16 protein-coding genes and 1 pseudogene are annotated in these 20,494 nt (G+C 42.7%); 11 read left to right on the plus strand and 6 right to left on the minus strand.

Features of this window, described 5'->3' with window-relative positions; translation table 11 throughout:
- The first annotated feature begins 4 nt into the window (after nt 1-4).
- Together WHS63_RS06700 and WHS63_RS06705 are read left to right on the plus strand one after the other, a co-directional pair.
- On the plus strand, nt 5-1,555 hold the full coding sequence (locus tag WHS63_RS06700) for a SusD/RagB family nutrient-binding outer membrane lipoprotein (RefSeq protein WP_445204444.1): 1,551 nt from the start codon (nt 5-7) through the stop codon (nt 1,553-1,555).
- A gap of 25 nt (nt 1,556-1,580) precedes the next feature.
- Nucleotides 1,581-2,438: a hypothetical protein gene (locus WHS63_RS06705; protein WP_445204445.1), complete on the plus strand. Its 858-nt coding sequence runs from the start codon at nt 1,581-1,583 to the stop codon at nt 2,436-2,438.
- A 34-nt stretch (nt 2,439-2,472) separates the two neighbouring features.
- Here WHS63_RS06705 and pepT read toward each other — a convergent pair whose 3' ends face one another.
- From pepT to WHS63_RS06720, 3 genes are read right to left on the minus strand one after another with little or no spacing between them, the layout of a single operon-like run.
- Nucleotides 2,473-3,723, minus strand: a complete 1,251-nt coding sequence (gene pepT, locus WHS63_RS06710; RefSeq protein ID WP_445204446.1) for a peptidase T — start codon at nt 3,721-3,723, stop codon at nt 2,473-2,475.
- A 52-nt stretch (nt 3,724-3,775) separates the two neighbouring features.
- Nucleotides 3,776-4,147, minus strand: coding sequence for a four helix bundle protein (locus tag WHS63_RS06715; protein ID WP_445204447.1), 372 nt, complete (start codon nt 4,145-4,147; stop codon nt 3,776-3,778).
- A gap of 53 nt (nt 4,148-4,200) precedes the next feature.
- Complete coding sequence (locus WHS63_RS06720; RefSeq protein ID WP_445204448.1) at nt 4,201-6,186, minus strand: OPT family oligopeptide transporter; 1,986 nt, start codon at nt 6,184-6,186, stop codon at nt 4,201-4,203.
- Nucleotides 6,187-6,690: 504 nt separating this feature from the next.
- On the opposite strand from WHS63_RS06720, the gene WHS63_RS06725 reads away from it, so the two are divergent.
- The 5 genes from WHS63_RS06725 (at nt 6,691) to WHS63_RS06745 (ending at nt 11,392) form a co-directional block, all read left to right on the plus strand.
- Entirely contained in the window at nt 6,691-6,867 is a 177-nt protein-coding gene (locus WHS63_RS06725) for a hypothetical protein (RefSeq protein WP_445204449.1), read from the plus strand.
- Between the two features lie 1,155 nt (nt 6,868-8,022).
- Entirely contained in the window at nt 8,023-9,204 is a 1,182-nt protein-coding gene (locus tag WHS63_RS06730; protein WP_445199108.1) for a molybdopterin molybdotransferase MoeA, read from the plus strand.
- Nucleotides 9,188-9,988 carry a GTP 3',8-cyclase MoaA gene (locus WHS63_RS06735; protein ID WP_445199107.1) on the plus strand — a complete coding sequence of 267 codons (801 nt, stop codon included), beginning with the start codon at nt 9,188-9,190 and terminating at the stop codon, nt 9,986-9,988. The genes WHS63_RS06730 and WHS63_RS06735 overlap by 17 nt, the downstream gene beginning before the upstream one ends.
- A 1-nt stretch (nt 9,989) precedes the next feature.
- On the plus strand, nt 9,990-10,442 hold the full coding sequence (gene moaC / locus WHS63_RS06740; protein WP_445204450.1) for a cyclic pyranopterin monophosphate synthase MoaC: 453 nt from the start codon (nt 9,990-9,992) through the stop codon (nt 10,440-10,442).
- A 2-nt stretch (nt 10,443-10,444) separates the two neighbouring features.
- The gene (locus tag WHS63_RS06745) at nt 10,445-11,392 is read left to right on the plus strand and encodes a molybdenum cofactor synthesis domain-containing protein (protein ID WP_445204451.1); all 948 of its coding nucleotides are present in this window, start codon (nt 10,445-10,447) and stop codon (nt 11,390-11,392) included.
- 233 nt (nt 11,393-11,625) lie between these two features.
- Here the strand turns inward: WHS63_RS06745 and trxA are convergent.
- A pseudogene (gene trxA / locus WHS63_RS06750) lies at nt 11,626-11,988 on the minus strand (thioredoxin); the annotation flags it as partial.
- A gap of 211 nt (nt 11,989-12,199) precedes the next feature.
- On the opposite strand from trxA, the gene WHS63_RS06755 reads away from it, so the two are divergent.
- A complete protein-coding gene (locus WHS63_RS06755; RefSeq protein ID WP_445204452.1) occupies nt 12,200-13,639 on the plus strand; it encodes a CCA tRNA nucleotidyltransferase in 1,440 nt (479 codons plus the stop codon).
- A 25-nt stretch (nt 13,640-13,664) separates the two neighbouring features.
- Nucleotides 13,665-15,773 (plus strand): HD family phosphohydrolase, encoded by a 2,109-nt coding sequence (locus WHS63_RS06760; RefSeq protein ID WP_445204453.1) that lies wholly within the window; start codon nt 13,665-13,667, stop codon nt 15,771-15,773.
- 2 nt (nt 15,774-15,775) lie between these two features.
- Here WHS63_RS06760 and WHS63_RS06765 read toward each other — a convergent pair whose 3' ends face one another.
- Nucleotides 15,776-17,974, minus strand: a complete 2,199-nt coding sequence (locus WHS63_RS06765) for a tetratricopeptide repeat protein (protein WP_445204454.1) — start codon at nt 17,972-17,974, stop codon at nt 15,776-15,778.
- A gap of 176 nt (nt 17,975-18,150) precedes the next feature.
- Nucleotides 18,151-18,276: a 30S ribosomal protein THX gene (locus WHS63_RS06770; RefSeq protein WP_445204455.1), complete on the minus strand. Its 126-nt coding sequence runs from the start codon at nt 18,274-18,276 to the stop codon at nt 18,151-18,153.
- A gap of 199 nt (nt 18,277-18,475) precedes the next feature.
- On the opposite strand from WHS63_RS06770, the gene mce reads away from it, so the two are divergent.
- Together mce and WHS63_RS06780 are read left to right on the plus strand one after the other, a co-directional pair.
- Nucleotides 18,476-18,886 carry a methylmalonyl-CoA epimerase gene (mce, locus tag WHS63_RS06775; protein ID WP_445204456.1) on the plus strand — a complete coding sequence of 137 codons (411 nt, stop codon included), beginning with the start codon at nt 18,476-18,478 and terminating at the stop codon, nt 18,884-18,886.
- 29 nt (nt 18,887-18,915) lie between these two features.
- Nucleotides 18,916-20,478, plus strand: coding sequence for an acyl-CoA carboxylase subunit beta (locus WHS63_RS06780; RefSeq protein ID WP_445204457.1), 1,563 nt, complete (start codon nt 18,916-18,918; stop codon nt 20,476-20,478).
- The last annotated feature ends 16 nt before the right edge of the window (nt 20,479-20,494 follow it).

The following is a 20,494-nucleotide window of genomic DNA, read 5'->3' on the forward strand; positions in this document are numbered from 1 at the left end:
ATGTATGAAACTATATAGATTATTAACGGTAAGTATAGCTGTAATGGGGGCAGTTGCTTTGCAGTCGTGCACAAGTAATTTTGATGACATCAACAAAAACCCCAACGCAATTGATATAACCAAGGATTATCCCGATAAGCTATTGGCAAATGCCATTGAGGATATTGCCGATAGGGTTTTTGATGTATGGCTGGGGCACGAGATTGGCTCATGCTGGGTGCAACATATGGCCAAGGTGCAGTACACCGATGAGGATAGGTATGTACCACGCAACGATGTTATAAACTCGGTTTGGACTGGGCTATATGCAGGCCCTGCAATTGAAACCCAGCGCATTTACGAAATGGGTCAACGCTTAGGGAATAGGAACTACCAGGCAGTAGCCCTTGTGCTTAAGAGTTATATCTTTTCAGTACTTACTGACCTGTACGGCGATATTCCCTACAAGGAGGCATTAAAGGTTGATAGTACCTATACGCCAAAGTACGATACGCAGGAATCAATCTATCTTGCATTGCATGCAAAGCTGAAGGAAGCAAACGACTTATTCCTGGTTGGTGGTCCAAAGGTTGAAGGTGATATTCTATTTGGGGGCGATATTACCAAATGGAAACGCTTTGCCAACTCATTACGTTTACGTTTGCTTATGCGAATGTCTCATAAGGTTGAATATCAGGAATTTATCAGAAATGAAATAGATGGTATTGTATCCGACCCCGAAACCTATCCAATTATTAGTAATAACTCACAGAATGCTGCATTAATCTACATGGGCTCATACCCCAATAACCATCCGCTTAACGAGACCTATAAAACCCGTGATGATCATAGGGTTAGCAAAACCCTGATTGATGCCATGTACAATCCCAATAACCACGATCATCCCGACTGGCGAATTGTAGTTTACGCTGAAACACCCCAAGCCGGTGGTTTCTGGATAGGGTTACCCAATGGATTGACATCGGCAAAGGCTGCCGCTTACCTGGGTAATGGCATTAAACGAACCTCAAAGCTGGGTGAATACTTCCGTAAAGCCAATGCTCCCGGAATGTTTATGAGCCGCGCAGAGGTTTGCTTCCTCCTGGCTGAAGCCAAGTATCGTGGTTTGCTAACGTTTGGAACAGAAACAGCACAGGATTACTATGAATTGGGAATTCAGGAGTCGTACAGGCAGTATGCAAACGAGATTGTCGAAAACGTTCCATACTACTACGATTTAGGAGGGGTTTCCAGAAATATTGACGATTATATCAATGATTTTCTTGCCAACAATGGCAAATGGGAAGCAGGGAAAGAACTTGAAAAGATTTATACCCAGAAATGGGTTGCCATGTTCGACCAGGGCTTGCAGGCGTGGTTTGAATGGCGAAGAACGGGTTATCCCCAGCTAACACCTGCCGAGGATGGCTTAAATGGAGGGATGATACCCCAGCGATTACGTTACCCTTCCGACGAGTATTCCCGTAACGGTTCAAACCTGGATGCTGCAGTTGCCCGCCAGGGAGCCGATAACCTTAATACTCGGGTTTGGTGGGATGTTGCTGATAACAGTTAGTTGAACTCCATTAATTGATTAGAGTATGAAATTATATGAAATAAAAGTCATAAAGGGAACATTGCTTATGGCAATCGTTGCCATGCTATTTAACTCCTGCTTGAAAGATGATGATTTAATGACTGCCGATGCCAAAACTGGAGGTTTGGTTGAGTCGGCACCGTTGGTGCAATTGGTACCAAAAAAATCTCATAACGTTGATATTGAGTTAAAGGTTTATATGGGACCAGCCATACAAGAGGTTAAGGTTTTCAAGCAGTTTTTCCATAATGCAACCAACGAAGCCTCCAACGTAGAACTACTCGGCAGTTTTAGTGTAAGTGGCCAGAACTTAAACGATACATTGTTGCTTAGCCAAACCTTTACCTGGGAACAGCTCAAACAGGGATTAACCCTTGATAGCTATACCCTCCCCGATGATCCTTTAAATGCTGATGTTGGCGATTATTTTATACTTAATTACGTTTCCGTATTGGACGATGGTAGGGAGGTTGCCAGCAATTCACAAACCGAGGTGTTAGTGGCAAATAGCTTTGCGGGGTACTACCTGTCCTCCATTACCTATATACACCCCAATTTAGGTACCAGAGAGTATCAGCTAACAAAGGAATTAATAACTGAGAGCGGTAATACCTGTTCAACGAATTTTGCGGTGTGGGGAAGCTATGGCGAGACAATCTATCTTACCATTAATCCTGACAATAGTATTTCGTTCAATGTTTTAGGATTCGATTATATTGTAGAAGAGGGCGATCCAAATAATCCCTTGGTTTACTCCCATTACGATCCGGTAACTGATATTATCTACCTAAACTATAACTACATGGCTCCTGGTGGGTATCGGGTATTTTATGAGGTTTTGGAGCCCATTACCAAAAAGTAAAAGAACGAGGGAGATTTTCTCCCTCGTTCTTTTATCATTGAGCATGATTGCTTTGATGTGTAAGTTCAATTATTTTGAGCATTACCTCGGTTGCTTTAACCATGCTTTCTACGGCTACGTATTCATGTTTCCCATGAAAGTTTTCGCCACCTGCAAATAGGTTGGGGCAGGGGAGTCCCATATAAGAAAGGCGGGCACCATCGGTTCCTCCTCTAATGGGTTTTACCTTTGGATTAACGCCAGCGGCTTTCATGGCTTCCATGGCTGTTGAAACAACATGGTAAACCGGCTCAATCTTTTCGCGCATGTTGTAGTACTGGTCCTTTAGCTCCAAAGTAACGGTACCATCGCCGTACTTGGTATTTAAGTATTCGGTAATGCGCTGCATATAAGCCTTTCGGGCTTCAAATTTTTTACGATCGTGGTCGCGGATAATGTATTGAAAAGCTGCCTTTTCAACTGATCCATCCATTTTGATTAAATGGTAGAACCCCTCGTAGCCCTGAGTGTGCTCCGGACGCTCATGTGCAGGTAGTAGGCTGTTGAATTCCTGGGCTATAAGTATTGCGTTTAGCATCTTATCCTTTGCATAACCCGGATGGATATTGCGTCCCTGGATGGATATCTTGGCGCTTGCAGCATTAAAGTTCTCAAACTCAAGTTCACCTATTGCGCCACCGTCGAGTGTATAGGCAAAGTCAGCGCCAAATCGCTTTACGTCAAAGTGGTCAACTCCGCGGCCAACTTCCTCATCGACCGTAAAACCAATTCGAATTTTACCATGCTCAAAGCTGGGGTTTTTAATGAGGTACTCAACCGCTGTCATAATCTCGGCTACTCCTGCCTTATCATCAGCGCCGAGTAGTGTTGTGCCATCGGTTACAATCAGGGTTTGTCCAACGTAATTCTTAAGTTCAGGGAATTCCTTAGGCGAAAGGGTAATTCCTAACTCCTTGTTCAGAATAATTTCGGACCCATCGTAATTCTCAACGAAGCGTGGATTAACATCTTTCCCTGGCATATCGGGCGAAGTATCAACATGGGCAAGAAAACCCAAAACCGGAACCCTTTTTGAGGTATTTGCGGGTATTGTTGCCATAACATAACCGTACTGGTCTATTTCTACCTCCTGTGCCCCCAACTCCTTGAGTTCCTGTACTAATAAATTGCTCAAAACCAGCTGTTTCTCAGTGCTTGGAAACCTTTCGGTTACAGTGTCGTCGCTTTGGGTATCTATCTTTACATACCTGATAAAGCGGTCGATAAGAGATTGTTTGTTTATCATGGCGAATTATTTAGTTTGTAGTAGATAGTGTTCAGTGTGCAGTGTTCAGTATTTATTTAGTAACATTAATTTTATTCTTGCAATATTTGGAAAATCCTTGAACTAATTTGTTGCATTCCAAAATAAGATTGGAAATTCTTTCATAAGTAGAAATGTCGATGTAATTCAAATCAAAAGAAATAGTAAGTTGGGCATCTAACTCAAATAACGAACCTTTTGCAAAGTTCAGAAACTGAATGGTCTCTTTAATTTGTGACCTACCTATTCCTTCTGAAATGTTAGAGATTACTGAAACAACACTCCTACGCATTTGAAGAGTGATTCCAAATGTTTCTTCTTTTGGAAATGTTTTGGTTATAAGATATATTTCTTTTGCTAATTCGCGGCTTTTTTTCCAAACTTCCATATTTTTAAAATCTAACATAACATTTATTTTTGATGCTGAACACTGAACACTGCACACTAATTACTTTTTCTCTATTCTTCAACCTTTGCTCTTAGGCTTTCCCAAATCAGATATCCACATAAAATCAGGAACATCACAAAGCCTAGAATTTCGGCGGAGTGCGATTCAAACCATTCTGGGTTTACATAGTTAATGCCGCCAAAGCGGAGTAAGGCGCTAACTACTCCCATTAGGGCTCCACCTGCAATAAAGCCCGATGCAATTAGTGTTCCCCTTTCTTTCCTGGCTCTGTTCAATGAATTGTCCTTTGAACGGGTGGAAACAATGTGTGCAATAATTCCTCCAACCAGTAATGGCGTGTTAAGTTGTAGGGGAATAAACATACCCAGCGAAAATGCAAGAGCTGGAACTCCAATCATGGTAAGGATAAGCGAAAGGAATGCCCCTGCAGCGTAAAGTGCCCAAGGTGCAGGCTTGCCGCTCATCATGGGTTCAATTACTGCAGCCATGGCATTGGCTTGTGGGGCAACAAGAGCGTCCTTGCCGGTAAAACCGTATGTTTTATTAAGCAGGATTATTACGCCTCCAACAGTTGCTGCTGAAACAAATGTTCCCAGGAACTTCCAGGTTTGCTGCTTAAAGGGCGAGGAGCCAAGCCAGTAACCAATTTTAAGATCGGTGATAAAACCACCAGCCATTGAGAGTGCTGTACAAACCACTCCTCCAATAATGAGCGCAGCAATCATTCCTGAAGTTCCCGATAATCCGGCCGATGCCATTACCAATGAGGTGATAATCAGAGTCATGAGTGTCATGCCCGATACGGGATTGGTACCAACAATGGCAATGGCATTGGCAGCAACGGTGGTGAACAGAAAAGCAATAACCATTACAATACCAAGCGCTATAAGAGCATGGGTAATATTATGAACTACTCCAAAGTAGAAGAATACTAAAAGCAGAATGGTAGTGAATAGGATACCTCCAGCAATAATGGACATGGGAAGGTCCCTTCGGGTGCGGAGTTCCTCCTTGGGGATAGCCGAGTGCTTTCCGGTTAGCTCACTAACGGCCAGGCCAAATGCTTTACGAATAATGCCGCTTGAGCGAATAATCCCAATTATTCCCGCCATGGCAATACCGCCAATACCAATTGGGCGAACGTAGTTGCTGAAGATCTGCTCGGCGCTCATCTGCCCAACGGTTAGTGTAATGTTACTGCCTACTGCCTCAGTTAAACCGGGCGCAAAGTAGTTGATTATGGGTATGATAACAAACCACCCAACAAACGACCCTGCTGCAATTATTGCGGTGTACTTGAGGCCAATAATATAACCAATACCCATAACGGCAGCACCAACATTAAGTTTAAATACCAGCTTTGCTTTCTCGGCAAGAGCCTCGCCAGCAGGTATCACTCGGGTGGTAACCACCTCGCTCCACCAACCAAATGTGGCAATAATGAAGTCGTAGATACCCCCAATTAGCCCGCTAACCACAAGTAAACGAGCTTGTTTCCCCCCTTTCTCGCCCGATACAAGTACCTCAGTGGTTGCTGTGGCCTCCGGAAAAGGAAATTTACCATGCATGTCGGCCACAAAATATTTACGGAATGGGATGAGGAATAGAATTCCAAGAATTCCCCCAAATAATGATGACAGGAATACCTGATAGAATTCTGCCTCAAGGTTCAGGATGTATAGAGCTGGTAATGTAAAAATAGCACCAGCAACAATTACCCCAGAACTTGCGCCTATGGATTGGATAATTACATTCTCTCCCAATGCCCCTTTGCGTTTAGCAAGGGTTGATAGCCCTACAGCAATGATTGCAATGGGAATTGCTGCCTCAAATACTTGACCAATTTTTAGCCCAAGATAGGCAGCGGCTGCCGAAAAAACAATAGCCATGATTAGCCCCCAAATAACACTCCAAGCAGTAACCTCAGGTACTGCCTTGCTTGGTGGCATTACTGGTTGATACTCTTCGCCTTCGCGGAGCTCAGTGTAGGCATTTTCCGGAAGGCCTTTGATTTTTTCTACAGGTTCGTGCGACATAGTTTTTATGGTTTAGGTTTGAGATTCAAAATATCCCAAACCTACTAATTTTTAGTAAATGTTTAATCCAAATTCAATGTCGTTTAGTTGACAAAAAAATACATACCTGTCATCCTGCGCGCAGCGAATGATCTCTTTTCGACCCCATGAGATGTTTCGCTAATGCTCAACATGACATTACCCTCACTAACAACCATCAACTGTCAACCATCAACTAAATAAGTCTCACAGGGTTTCACAGTGTAGCACGGTGTTACACAGAATGGCATTTACGAACAACGATTCACGAACAACGAACAACGCTTCCAGCCCCGTAGGGGCTAAATATTTGTAACCCTATGTTTACTCCCACTTGTATTGCGATGCACGCAATGCATATACTAAAGAGTAATGGTGAGGCTTTGCATCGCAAAGGAAAAACATTGCAAAGAGTGATTTTCACGTTCTTTCTTGTCTTGATACAAGAAAGAACCAAAGAAAATCAAGGCTGAAAAGCCCGACCCGATGGGTACCCCGTGGGTGGAACTGCCACGCGATACTATTCGCCACGCCTGCAGCGTGGCTCATATGGTATCGCTTTCTAAACCCACCGCCACGTTCCACCCCCGACCCATTGCCGGGTCAGGCTTTAATGCCACTACCATAGCCTATTCTTATTGGCTGAGGAATCGCATTGATTAGGAGATGAAGGTGCAAAGAGATGCTTCGGCTAGCTCAGCATGACAATAGCTTCACGAACAACGAACAACAAAACACGAACAACGAACCACGCTTCCAGCCCCGTAGGGGCGTAATATTTTTAACACCATGATGATTCCCACATGTATAGCGATGCACGCAATACTTTTTCCAAAGAGCAGGGGGAAAGCGTTGCATCGCAACAGAAAAGCATGGCAAAGAGCGGTTTACAAAAAAGCAACAAGGATTAAAGGTAAAGAGATGCTTCGACTAGCTCAGCATGACAAGATAGCAGAAAGGAAGATAGGGTTTTTGTCATCCCGAGCAAAGGCGAGGGATCTCTTCAAAGGATTGAAGAGAAAGGAGCAATGAGATACTAAGGCGATGTCTATCCCTATAAATCGGGACTCAGTACGACTTGTGATGTTTCGCTTGCGCGCAACATTACAAATACCCTTAACTAAACGACATTGAATCCAAATTCGTCAATTGAACTTTTCAATTGACGAATCGACTAACAAAATCTAATCGTTCCGAGAACACAGAATGAAAGATTTTAATAAATCGGGATTGCCTCGATAAGTCAATAGAAACAAGTTGTTTAAATGTTTTATTGTGTTTCAATCGACTAAAATCCTTTAAGAATGTTTCTGTATCCACATTTTTATTAGGCCAGTTGTATTTGTTAATTCATGGTCATTTGGTTTAGCCCAACACTTTTTTTACCATTCCTCTAACTTCCTCTAACTCCATCATATTCTGCCTATTCCGACTCATTCCGATTCATTCCCGCCTCAATCATTGCGTTTCACGGCTCACGGTTCACGTTTAACGGACTCAAACTTCCTCTAACTCCATCATGTTCTGCTTATTCCAATTCATTCCGATTCATTCCGATTCATTCCGATTCATTCCGACTCATTCCCGCCTCAAACATTGCGTTTCACAGCTCACAATTCACTTTTAACGGACTCAAGCTTCCTATAACTCCATCATATTCTGCTTATTCCGATTCATTCCGATTCATTCACCTAAAATTAGCCCTGTTGAATTTGTTAATTCATGGTGCTTTGGTTTAATAATACAAATCGATATGAAAAAAAATTCTTTTCGGTAACAACTTTTTTGTACATATTTGCAAAACAATGAATCAGTGTTATGATATCGTTAGATAAGGCGATAAGGATTGTAGAACAAAGCGTTACCGCTTTGAATGGACAAGAGCATGTTTCATTATCCGAAAGTCTAAACCGAGTGTTGAGGCATGATGTGGTTTCCGATATAAATATGCCGCCATTCCGCAAAACGGCTGTTGATGGTTACGCTTGCAGGGCTGCAGATTTGGATAATCCCCTTACAGTAATTGAGGTTATTGCAGCAGGGACTATACCCCAAAGAACTATAGCCCAGGGCACATGCTCGAAGATAATGACCGGCGCACCCATACCCAATGGAGCTGATTGTGTTATACCCGTTGAGGATACCGAAATATTGTCCGATGGAACTATTCGCTTTAAAGGCAGTAAACCAAAATCTAACATTTGTGAACTTGGCGAGGACATCAAAATTGGTGAGTCGCCGTTAAGCAAAGGAACCCTTATTAAGCCTCAGCATATAGCCATAATGGCTGCACTCGGATGTCATTCCCCGATCGTTTCTGTAAGGCCTAGAGTGTCAATTTTGCCAACCGGCGATGAGCTTGTTGAGCCAACTGAAATACCACAGGGTAGCAAGATTAGGAATAGCAACGGGCATCAACTAATTGCACAGGTAATTTCAGCAGGTGCAATTCCAATGTACCATGGTATAGTAGGCGATACCGAGGAGGTTACCGAAAAAGCCATTGCTAGGGCTTTGGCTGAAAGCGATGTGGTAGTGCTTACAGGTGGAGTTTCAATGGGCGATTTTGATTATGTTCCAAGAATTATGGAGCGTTTGGGTGTTAAAATCCTATTCGATTCCATAGCAGTTCAACCCGGAAAACCAACTACATTTGGAGTTGCTGGCAATAAATTAATATTTGGATTGCCCGGTAATCCTGTATCATCGTTTGTACAGTTTGAGTTGCTGGTAAAACCTGCACTCCTGATGATGATGCAATGCAATGAGCCTTACGCTAGGACATACAAGTTGCCCTTAGCAATTGATTATTCCCGAAAACGAGCTGAACGTTTAGGGCTTTTCCCTGTTTTTGTTAACGATATAGGGGAGGTTGAACCTCTTGAGTTCCATGGTTCAGCCCATATATTTTCGTTGGCAAAGGCTACAGGTATTGCAGCTATTCCGCTTGGAGTAAAAGAACTCAAAAAAGGAGAACTTTTGGATGTTCGACCAATTTAATAGGCGCATTAATTACCTAAGGATATCGGTTACCGATAGGTGCAACCTGCGGTGTACCTACTGCATGCCCGAGGAGGGTATTGTCCAAATACCCCATAACCAGGTCTTAACCTTTGAGGAAATTGTAGAAATAGCTCGGATTGCGGTTCAGCATGGTTTTGATAAGGTTCGCATTACTGGTGGCGAACCGCTAGTCCGCAAAGGAATTGTGGACTTGGTAAGGATGCTTAAAACAGTTGAGGGTATTACCGATTTAGGTTTGACTACCAACGGAACGCTTTTAAAACAATTTGCTCAGCCCCTTTACGATGCCGGACTAAAACGCATAAATGTTAGTCTCGATACGTTAGATCCCCAAAAGTATAAGGCTATAACAAGGGTTGGCACGCTATCCGATGTGCTGGAGGGACTTGAGGAAGCCAAAAAGGTGGGGTTTAACCCCATAAAATTAAATTGCGTGGTAGAAAACAACTCTAACGAACCCGATGCCCAAGCCGTTAAAGCATTTGCTAACTCTAATGGCTTTATTGCCCGTTTTATCCCAAAGATGAACCTCGATGATGGTGTCTTTGGCGTTGTTGAGGGTGGCGAGGGTGGAAATTGCAGCACCTGTAACAGGTTGCGCTTAACCGCCGATGGTATTCTTAAACCATGCCTTTTTAGCGACAAGGGATATAACGTAAGGGAGTTAGGCATACAGCAAGCAATTGAAATGGCTATAAAAAATAAACCAGCTTGCGGAGTTGCAAACCGTAGCGGTGAGTTTTATAACATAGGAGGCTGAGATGGAACTATCGCACACCGATAAAAATGGCAAGGCCAATATGGTTGATGTTGGTCATAAACCCAATCAAATACGCGAGGCTAGCGCAACTGGCTTTATTCGTTTACTACCCCAAACGGTAAAGCTGATCCGTGATAACCAAATGAAAAAGGGTGATGTTTTAACCATTGCGGAGATTGCAGGCATACAGGCTGCTAAGCGAACTCCTGAACTAATTCCGCTTTGCCATACACTCATGCTTACTAAGGTTGATGTTAAAGCTGCCCTTTGCGATAATGGGGTTGAGGTTAAAAGTTACGCCAAGTGCATTGGGCAAACCGGTGTGGAGATGGAAGCACTAACAGCAGCAACCGTGGCGCTCCTTACCATTTACGACATGTGCAAGGCTGTTGACAAGCAAATGGTTATAGAACGCGTTGAACTAATTGAGAAAACCAAAAAGGATATTGATTAGCTATGGAGCAAACTAATCCCATTACTGTAAAGGTTGTATCGGTAAATATCTCCGAAAAAAAAGGAACAACTAAGCATGCAGTTGATCGTATTGAGCTAAACTCGCTTGGTGTTAAAGGCGATGCACATGCTGGTGCCTGGCATCGTCAGGTGAGCATGCTCGGCGTTGAGAGTATCGAAAAGTTTACAAAGGCTAGCGGTCTACCTGTAAAGTATGGCGATTTTGCCGAAAATATCACCACTCATGGTCTTGAACTTTACAGGACAAAGCCAGGCGACCGTTTTGTGGGTGCTGGTGTTGAACTTGAGGTGACACAAATTGGCAAATCGTGCCATGGCGATGGGTGCGCCATCTACCGTCAGGTGGGTAACTGTGTGATGCCTAAGGAGGGGATATTTGTTCGGGTACTGAAAGGAGGTTCCTTAAAAGCAGGCGATGAGCTTAGCTTTTACCCAAAGGTTTACAGGGTAAAAGTAATTACTTTAAGCGACAGGGCAAGTAGGGGCGAGTATGAGGACCTTAGCGGTCCTGAGGTTGCTAAACTTGTTTCTGATTTCTTTAACTCCATACCCTGGCAGTTAGAGGTGGAAACTGAAATTATTCCCGACGACAGAGATTTGCTAGAGAATAGGCTGATTGAAGCACGAAACTCTAAATACGATATGGTTTTAACAACTGGCGGAACTGGAATTGGCCCGCGCGATATTACTCCCGATGTTGTAAAACCATTGCTCGATAAAGAAATTCCCGGGATTATGGAGCACATTCGTTTAAAGTATGGGGCCGAAAAACCAAACGCTTTGCTTAGTAGAGGCGTTGCTGGGTTAATGGGATCTACATTTGTGTACACATTACCCGGAAGCGTTAAGGCTGTAAGGGAATACATGGGTGAGATTTCAAAGGTGCAAAAGCATTTGTTTTTGATGCTAATGGGGATTGATAGTCATTAAAGGATAAAGGATAAAGGATAAAGGATAGAGAGCCTGTCCCGCATTAGCGGGAATAAAGGTTAAAGGATAAAAGTCCCGCCTCGCCTTACAGGGGAAAAGAACCAGTCCCGCGAAGCGGAATTCAAAGTTCAGGGTTAAGGTTTTAAGGCCATGCTTTCTGGTATCTAACGCAAAATCACCCAAAATAAAAAAAGGAGCCTTGGCTCCTTTTCCTCTTCTACAAAATGGTTCAATTACTCTACACCTAAAACATCCTTGAATGCCTTTTTAAAGGTGTCCTTAGGTAATGCCCCCATAGCCATTTGTGGCTGATCATTTAGCGGAATGAAGAGTAACGATGGAATGCTTCGAATTCCAAAAACGGCAGCAAGTTCCTGCTCTTCCTCGGTATCTACCTTGTAAATATTGAGCTTGCCCTCATATTCCTTGGCAAGTTCTTCCAGAATAGGTGCTACCATTTTGCAGGGACCACACCAATCGGCATAGAAATCGATGATGGCAGGCTTGTCGCCCTCAAACTTCCACTCGTTATTCTTTTCGTAATCAAATACTTTCTGCTTGAATGTTTCTGCTGTTAAGTGCTCAATCATAGTGTTACTGGTTTATTTATTAATAAATCAAATTATTTACATATTTCGATGCAAAAGTAATACCAAAACATTTAATGGCATAATTTTGTTGAATATTTTAAGCTGATATATGTCATTTTATCATTGCGATGTTTTAAACAAAGCATTTTTACTATAAAACAAAAATTTAGGCTAAAAGTTTGATAAGTTGTAATTTTGTCAGGCATAACATAACAATATGAAGGAATACCTAAAAAGCAACATATTTAGAGTAATATCGGATGTGGCAGAGATTGAGGGGGTTGATGCTTACGTTATTGGAGGCTTTGTGAGGGATATTTTACTGAACCGACCATCGAAGGATATTGATATAGTTGTTGTAGGCAGCGGAGTAGATTTTGCACGCAAGGTGGCTCAAAGGCTTAGGGCACGGAAGGTAACCTATTTCAAAAACTTTGGAACAGCACAGCTAAAGCACAACGAGTGGGATATTGAGTTTGTAGGCGCCCGAAAGGAATCGTACAGACTCGACTCCCGAAAGCCAATAGTTGAAAACGGTTCGCTTGAGGACGATCAGAAAAGGCGCGATTTTACCATAAATGCCCTTGCAATTGGGCTGAACAAACGAAACTTTGGTGAGCTAATTGATCCGTTCAACGGTTTGCAGGATTTAAAAAGTAAAATAATACGCACACCGCTCGACCCCGCCACCACGTTTTCCGACGATCCTTTGCGTATGCTCAGGGCAATCAGGTTTGCAACACAGCTAAACTTTGATATTGAGCTCAAAACCCTGGATGCTATCCGTGAAATGAGCTCACGCATTACTATTGTTTCCATTGAGCGGGTTGTGGACGAAATAAATAAGATAATGGCTTCGCCACGGCCATCGGTAGGGTGGTTACTTCTTGAACAAACAGGGCTATTGCAACATATTTTTCCGGAATTGGCGGCAATGAAGGGAGTGGAATCGCGTAATGGAGTATCGCACAAGGATAACTTTTACCATACGCTTGAGGTGTTGGATAACCTGTCGTTGAAAAGCGATAACCTTTGGTTGCGGTGGGCTGCATTGCTTCACGACATTGGCAAGCCAAAAACAAAACGCTTTGTGGCGGGTCAGGGTTGGACTTTTCATGGACACGAATTTTTGGGCGCAAAAATGATCCCTGAAATATTTCGTAAGCTCAAGTTGCCCCTTAACGATAAGATGAAATATGTTCAAAAAATGGTTCTGCTTCATCTTAGACCAATCGTTTTATCGCAGGAGGTTGTTACCGATTCGGCTGTTCGCCGTCTGCTATTTGATGCCGGCGACGATATTGATGACCTGATGATGCTTTGCGAAGCCGATATAACCTCAAAGAACGATAGTACGGTTCGGAAACATCTGGCAAACTTTAGGATTGTAAGGAAGAAGCTAAAGGAGGTGGAGGAAAAAGATTCCATTAGGAATTTTCAGCCACCGGTAACAGGCGAAATGATTATGGAAACCTTTAACCTGAAACCCTGCAAGGAGGTGGGGATAATTAAAAATAGGATTAAGGATGCTATCCTGGATGGGGAAATCCGTAACGATTTTTTTGAGGCCTATACCCTTATGCTCAACACTGGTAAGGAACTGGGATTGAATGTACTAAATATTGACCCTCGCTACATTTCAATGACAAATAAATGATTAGTACTTTTATAAAAAAATGGTTATGGCTACAAACCCAAAAAGCAGAATAAAACACATTATCGCATTTGTATTATTTGTGGTGTCGTACCTCATTGTGGTTACAATAATGCCGCGTGAAGGTCGATTTAGCTATGAATTCCAGAAAGGACGACCATGGATGCATGAGGATCTTTATGCCCCTTTCGACTTTCCTGTTTATAAGACAGAGCAAGAGCTCTTTGCCGAAAAAAGCAAGTTACTGAAGGAGTTCAAATCGTTTTACCGGTACGATTCTACCATTCACACGCAGCAGATGGAGCGGTTTAGTGCCAATTTCGACTTGGCATTTGACAAGTTCATTACAAGTCAGAATGTATCAAAAACTTCAAAAGCAAATTACCTGAAAGTAAAACAGAAGCTAGAAAAGTTTGTTGCCGATAACCTAAATCAGATATACTTAAAGGGTATTATCAATCAGGATGAGAACGCCATTTCAAACAGCATGCTCAAGCAGGGTTTGGCTGTTGTTATCAATAATGTGGCATACGACAAGTGGTTCGATGAGGTTTATACGGTTCAAAAGGCTGTTAAGCTCTTAAATTCAAATGCAAACGACTTCACTAAAAGCTTAAGTCCTGGGCTGGTAGGTTTGTGGGAAATGATTAACCTTAAGGAATACATTCAACCAAACCTGTTTTATGATGAGGTTGCAACGCAAAAGTTCCGTAATGAGCTAATATCAAATATTTCAATTACCAAGGGGTTGGTACAAGCCGGCGAGAAAATTGTGGTGAAGGGCGAGGTGGTAAACTCAGAGATTTACCAGATTCTTGAATCGCTCAAAAAAGAGTACGATAAACGCTTGGGATCAAAAAATTTATTTGCCATTCTCTTTGGGAATATGATACTTATTGCATCGCTCTACATTGTTCTTTTCCTTTTCCTATTGAATTTCCGAAACGAGGTATTGAACGATATTAGGAAACTGCTATTTATATTAATGTTAATAACGGCATCGGCTGCAGTTTCGGCTCTGGTAATCAAAACCAACTCCTTCAGTATTTTTGTTATTCCGCTAGCTATTGTACCCATTTTTGTTAAAACATTTTTCGATTCGCGGCTTGCCCTCTTTGTTCACCTTATTACCATTTTTCTTGTAGCATTTTTAGTCCCCAACAGCTTTGAGTTTGTATTCACCAACTTCATTGCTGGCATAGTGGCAATAATTGGATTGTCAAAAATGTACAATCGCGGCCAACTATTTAAAACTGTGGGACTTGTTTACTTCTCCTACTTGACGTTAACATTAAGCCTATACCTTGTTGGCGATGGCTCACTCAAAGGGGTAAACTGGTTCATTGCATTATGGTATGGTATAAACGCTTTGTTGCTTCTTGCTTCGTACCAATTAGTTTACATTATTGAGAAGTTTTTTGGGTTTTTGTCCGATATCACGCTTATTGAGCTTTCCGATACCAACCTCGATTTACTCCGAAAGCTAGCCGAGGTTGCCCCGGGAACCTTCCAGCACTCCTTACAGGTGGCCAATTTAGCCGAAAGCGCTGTTCAGCGTGTTGGAGGTAACCCTTTACTGGTTAGGACTGGAGCCCTATACCACGACATTGGGAAAATGGCTAACCCTATGTTCTTCATTGAGAATCAGCAGGGTGGATTCAATCCTCATGAGAATGTTGATAATGTTAAAAGCGCGGAGATTATCATAAATCATGTGCATGAAGGGGTGAAAATTGCCGCTAAGGCAGGATTACCGAGTCAAATAGTTGACTTTATTAAGATGCACCATGGTACAAGCAAAGTTAAGTACTTCTACAACAAGGAATTGCAGGCTGAGAATGCAAATATCGACGAGGGTAAGTTCTCATACCCAGGGCCAGAACCGCAAACCAAGGAAACAGCTATCGTGATGATGGCCGATGCCGTTGAGGCAGCCTCGCGTAGCCTTAAGGAGTATAACGTACAAAGTATCGATCAGTTGGTCGAGAGGATTATCGATGATCAGCTTAACTCAGGGCAGTACAGCTTTGCCGATGTTACGCTTAGGGATATTTCGCTGATAAAGACAATTTTTAAGAAGAAGTTGCAGAATATTTACCATGTTCGGCTGGAGTACCCCGATTTAAGTATCAGGTAGCATCATGCTAACCGGAGTCCCATCACGCAGATATCATCAAGTTGGTCAGCACCATGTAAATGGTTCTCCATCATTTGGATTAGCAGGTCGCGTTGTGCAGCCATGGGTTTGCTATGCGATTGATAGATAAGTTCAGTAAAACGTTGTAAGCCAAATTTCTTTTTATCGATACTGATTTGATCGGAGTAACCATCGGAAAATAGGTAGATATTTGTTGGCGAAAGTAGATCAAAGCAAGCATCATCAAAGGGCTTGGTGTTTGCCGGTTGAAAACCGCCAGTGGAACGGATGCTGCCTTTTACCAGTTGCATCTCGCCATTTTGTATGATTAGCATGGGTCGTGCTGCGCCTGAGAAGGAGATTTTCCTTTCATGCTTATCGATGGTTACAAAGGCAATATCAATACCCGCCAAAACAATATTACCCACCTCTTTTTGTTTCAGGGCTTCGCGCAGCTGCTCGTTAAGCGCCTCAAGAACCTTTGATGGTTGGTTAACGCCCCACTCAATCACAATCTTGTTAAGCAAGGTGTTTCCAATCATCGACATGAAAGCGCCGGGCACACCATGCCCTGTACAGTCCATAACTGCGGCAAAGGAGTAACGCTCATCGCTGCTAATCCAGTAAAAGTCGCCGCTCACAATGTCCTTGGGTTGGTATATAACAAAGTAGTCCGAAAACAATTCCGAAAATTTTTCAGGTTTAGGTAGCAATGCGTTTTGGATTGTTCTGGCATACTCAATACTGCTAATCATCCTTTCGTTCTTATCGGCTATTATCTGTTGCGATTGTTCAAGGATTACGTTTTTTCGCTCAATCTCGTCGCGTTGGGCCAAAATTTCTTCCTGTTGCTGTTGGAGTTCCTCGTTTTTTTCAAGGATTTCCTTTTGGTGGTATTTGAGTTCCTCGTTTTTTAATTTGATTTTATTTAGATAGAATAGAATGAACCCAATTAGAATAGCGCCTAGGCTAATTATTGTGATAAGTGAAGTTTTGACCACTTTTTCGCGCCTTAAACGTTCAGCGTATTCCGCTTCTTTTTTGGCTTCGGCAATCCGGTGTTCTTCCTGTTGGCGCTCAAACTTGTAAAAGAATTCCGCTTGTATGGATTTTCGGGTGTTATCCTCGTTAAATAGGCTATCGCGGGTTTCAATATACTTTTTGAAGTGGGAGTATGCCAATACGGTGTTGCCTTGCTTGTCGAACAGTGTACTTAGCTGACGGTGGGCATCGCTTTTGATTTCAAGCACTTTATTTTTATCGGCAAGTTCAAGGGCTTGGCTGTAATGCTTTATGGCCTGATTAATGTTGCCTATAGCCTGGTAGTATTTCCCAAAGTTTATTAGGCACTCTGCAAGTCGTTGAGGACTGTTAGTTCTTAAAAAAGTATTGTAAGCTAACCTTAGGTACTTCAAAACATCCTCAGTGGAGCCGTTTTCGATGTTAATGCCTGCCAACTCATTGTAAATGGTTCCAATGCCATCAAGGTCATTTGTACGGTTAGCGTAAACTAAAGCTCTGAGGTAGTAATCGGCGGCTTTTTGCAAATCGCCCTTTTTCCGGTAAACTTCGCCAATGTTTAGGTACGAAGTACCAATCCCTTCATCGCTCTTTAGGGTTTCCTCAATGGATAACGATTTGTTGTAGTACTCTAAAGCTTTATCGTAGATTTTTTGGTACAAATGAACAACTCCAATATTGTTGAGAACTGACGAGATGCCAGGCAGGTAGTTAATTTTCTGGTAATTGGCCAGAGCCTTAAAGTAGTAGTCAAGCGCAGTGGGATAATCGCCCCTTAGCCGGTAAATTGCGCCAATATGGTTTAGCGTGGAAGCTTCGCCCTTTGTATTCCCGGTTCGTTGGTAATACTCCAGCACATCGCCAAAATCGGCCATGGCGTTACTGAACTTACCATTAATTCTGTAAATTGCTCCCCTTCGGGTTAACGCATCAATTTTATACCTGGTTAAGCCTAACTTATCGAAAAAGATTATTGCCTTGTCAATTATAAGCATACAGCTATCGTACTGTCCGGCATAGAATAAGCTATCAATTTGGTTGGAAAGCTGCGAGGCAAACAATGAATCGCGCTGAAAGGTTAAGCGATCGTACTGAGCGTTTTGGGAATAAGTAGAACCGCTGATTAGCAATAAAATCAGTAAGAAAAAAAGATTAAACGTTTTAGCTTTAGGGTACGGCATTTCACTTTCACGACTATTAATCAAATTTAGCCATTTATTTACTTTTTTCTCTTATTGCAAATAATGATTGGAGTCGATTTTTGATTAAATTGCACTATTCGTTAACATAGGGTTGGTTTGAGGTGATAAAAAAAAACCGGCAGTGCCGGTTTGAGTCATTCGTTAGTAAGTTCGATTTACTTTGCTTGGGCTTTAGCCTTGTCGCGTTTTTCCTTACGAACTTTTGATTTTTTTGGGCGGGTATTGCCAAACGAACCCAAAAATATTTTACCCCTGCGGGTTTTTTTATCGCCTTTTCCCATGGTGTTATAGTATTAGTTTATTACTCAAAGTTGGCTGCAAAAATAAGCGATTATTTTATTTTATGTTCCATTTTCGGCAAAATTCTAACAAACATGTTCTTTAACAATGCTGAAAAACAACTAAAACGTTTGAAACTTTTATGGTTAAAGTAAACTATACAAAGTAACTTTGCACAAACTAATTTAAAATAATACAGCTATGAGCATATCACACATTGAACACATCGGTATAGCCGTTAAAAGTCTTGAGGAATCGATTCCTTTCTACGAAAAGGTACTGGGTTTAAAGTGTTACAATATTGAGGAGGTAAAGGATCAGAAGGTTAAGACAGCCTTTTTCATGGTTGGTCAAACCAAAATAGAATTGCTTGAATCTACTGACCCTGAAGGGCCAATAGGTAAATTCATTGAGAAAAAAGGTGAGGGTATCCACCATATTGCTTTTGCTGTAAAAGGTATTGAGGAGCAGTTAAAGCGCATGGAGGAACAGGGAGTAACCCTTATCGATAAAGCTCCCCGTAAGGGTGCTGAAGGGCTTGATATTGCTTTCCTTCACCCGAAGTCAACCCTAGGTGTATTAACCGAGCTTTGCGAGGATAAAAATAAGTAAAAAACATCCCCAAACACCAATATATAACGATGAGCACACAGGAGCAAAAAATCAAAGAACTTATTGATTTAAGGGAAAAAGCAAAACTTGGCGGAGGCCCCAAACGTATTGAGGCTCAGCATAAAAAGGGAAAATACACAGCGCGCGAGCGTATCGATATGCTGCTCGATGAAGGTAGTTTTGAGGAGTTCGATATGTTTGTTTCGCACCGCTGTATCGATTTTGGTCTCGATAAGGAGAGCTACCTATCTGACGGTGTAGTAACCGGCTACGGCACCATTGATGGCCGATTGGTTTACGTATTTTCACAGGATTTTACAGTGTTTGGAGGCTCACTATCGGAGATGTTTGCCGCTAAAATCTGCAAGATCATGGATATGGCCATGAAGGTCGGTGCTCCGGTAATAGGTATCAACGATAGCGGTGGCGCTCGAATACAAGAAGGAGTAAAGAGTTTAGGCGGATATGCCGATATTTTCCAGCGTAACATTTTAGCATCGGGTGTTATACCCCAGATATCAGCCATTTTTGGTCCATGCGCCGGTGGGGCAGTTTATTCACCCGCTCTAACTGACTTCATCATCATGTCGCGTAATACCAGCTACATGTTTGTTACTGGTCCAAAGGTGGTTAAAACAGTAACCGGTGAGACTGTTACATCCGAGGAACTTGGTGGTGCTGGAGTTCATTCCACAAAATCGGGGGTTGCACATTTTGTATCCGAAACCGAGGAGGAGGGCATTATGCTTATCCGCAAGCTTTTAAGCTACTTGCCTCAAAACAACCTTGAGGAGCCACCCCTTATGCCCTGCAACGATCCTATCGATCGGTTGGAGGATGCCCTGAACGAGATTATCCCCGATAGCCCCAACAAGCCATACGATGTAAAAGACGTAATTGGGGCTGTTGTTGATAACGGCGAGTACTTGGAATTGCAGCGCGACTATGCACCCAATATTGTAACCTGTTTTGCCCGTTTCAACGGACAGTCGGTGGGCATTGTGGCCAACCAGCCCAAATACCTTGCCGGTGTGCTCGATATCAATGCTTCCCGCAAAGCAGCTCGCTTTGTAAGGTTCTGCGATGCATTCAATATTCCTATAGTTACACTTGTTGACGTTCCGGGCTTTTTGCCAGGTACCGGCCAGGAGTACAATGGTATAATAATTCATGGAGCAAAACTTCTTTACGCCTACGGCGAGGCTACTGTTCCTAAGGTTACTGTAATATTACGTAAAGCCTACGGCGGCGCTTACGACGTGATGAGCTCAAAGCACCTGCGTGGCGATATCAACTACGCTTGGCCAAGTGCTGAGATTGCGGTTATGGGACCCAAGGGCGCCATTGAGGTATTGCTTAGCCGTGAGCTGGAAACCATTGAGGATGAAAAAGCTAAGGTTGAGTTCCTGCTTCGCAAGGAACAGGAGTACAAGGAGAAATTTGCTAACCCATACGTAGCAGCCAAGTTTGGTTACCTCGACGATGTGATTGAACCGCGCAACACCCGTTTCCGCATCATCAGAGCGCTACAGTCGTTGGCAACCAAAAAGGATACCAACCCACCAAAGAAACACTCTAACCTACCGTTGTAACCAAAATGATTGTAGC

The sequence above is a fragment of the Tenuifilum sp. genome (genome assembly GCF_037481895.1).
Taxonomy (GTDB): domain Bacteria; phylum Bacteroidota; class Bacteroidia; order Bacteroidales; family Tenuifilaceae; genus Tenuifilum; species Tenuifilum osseticum.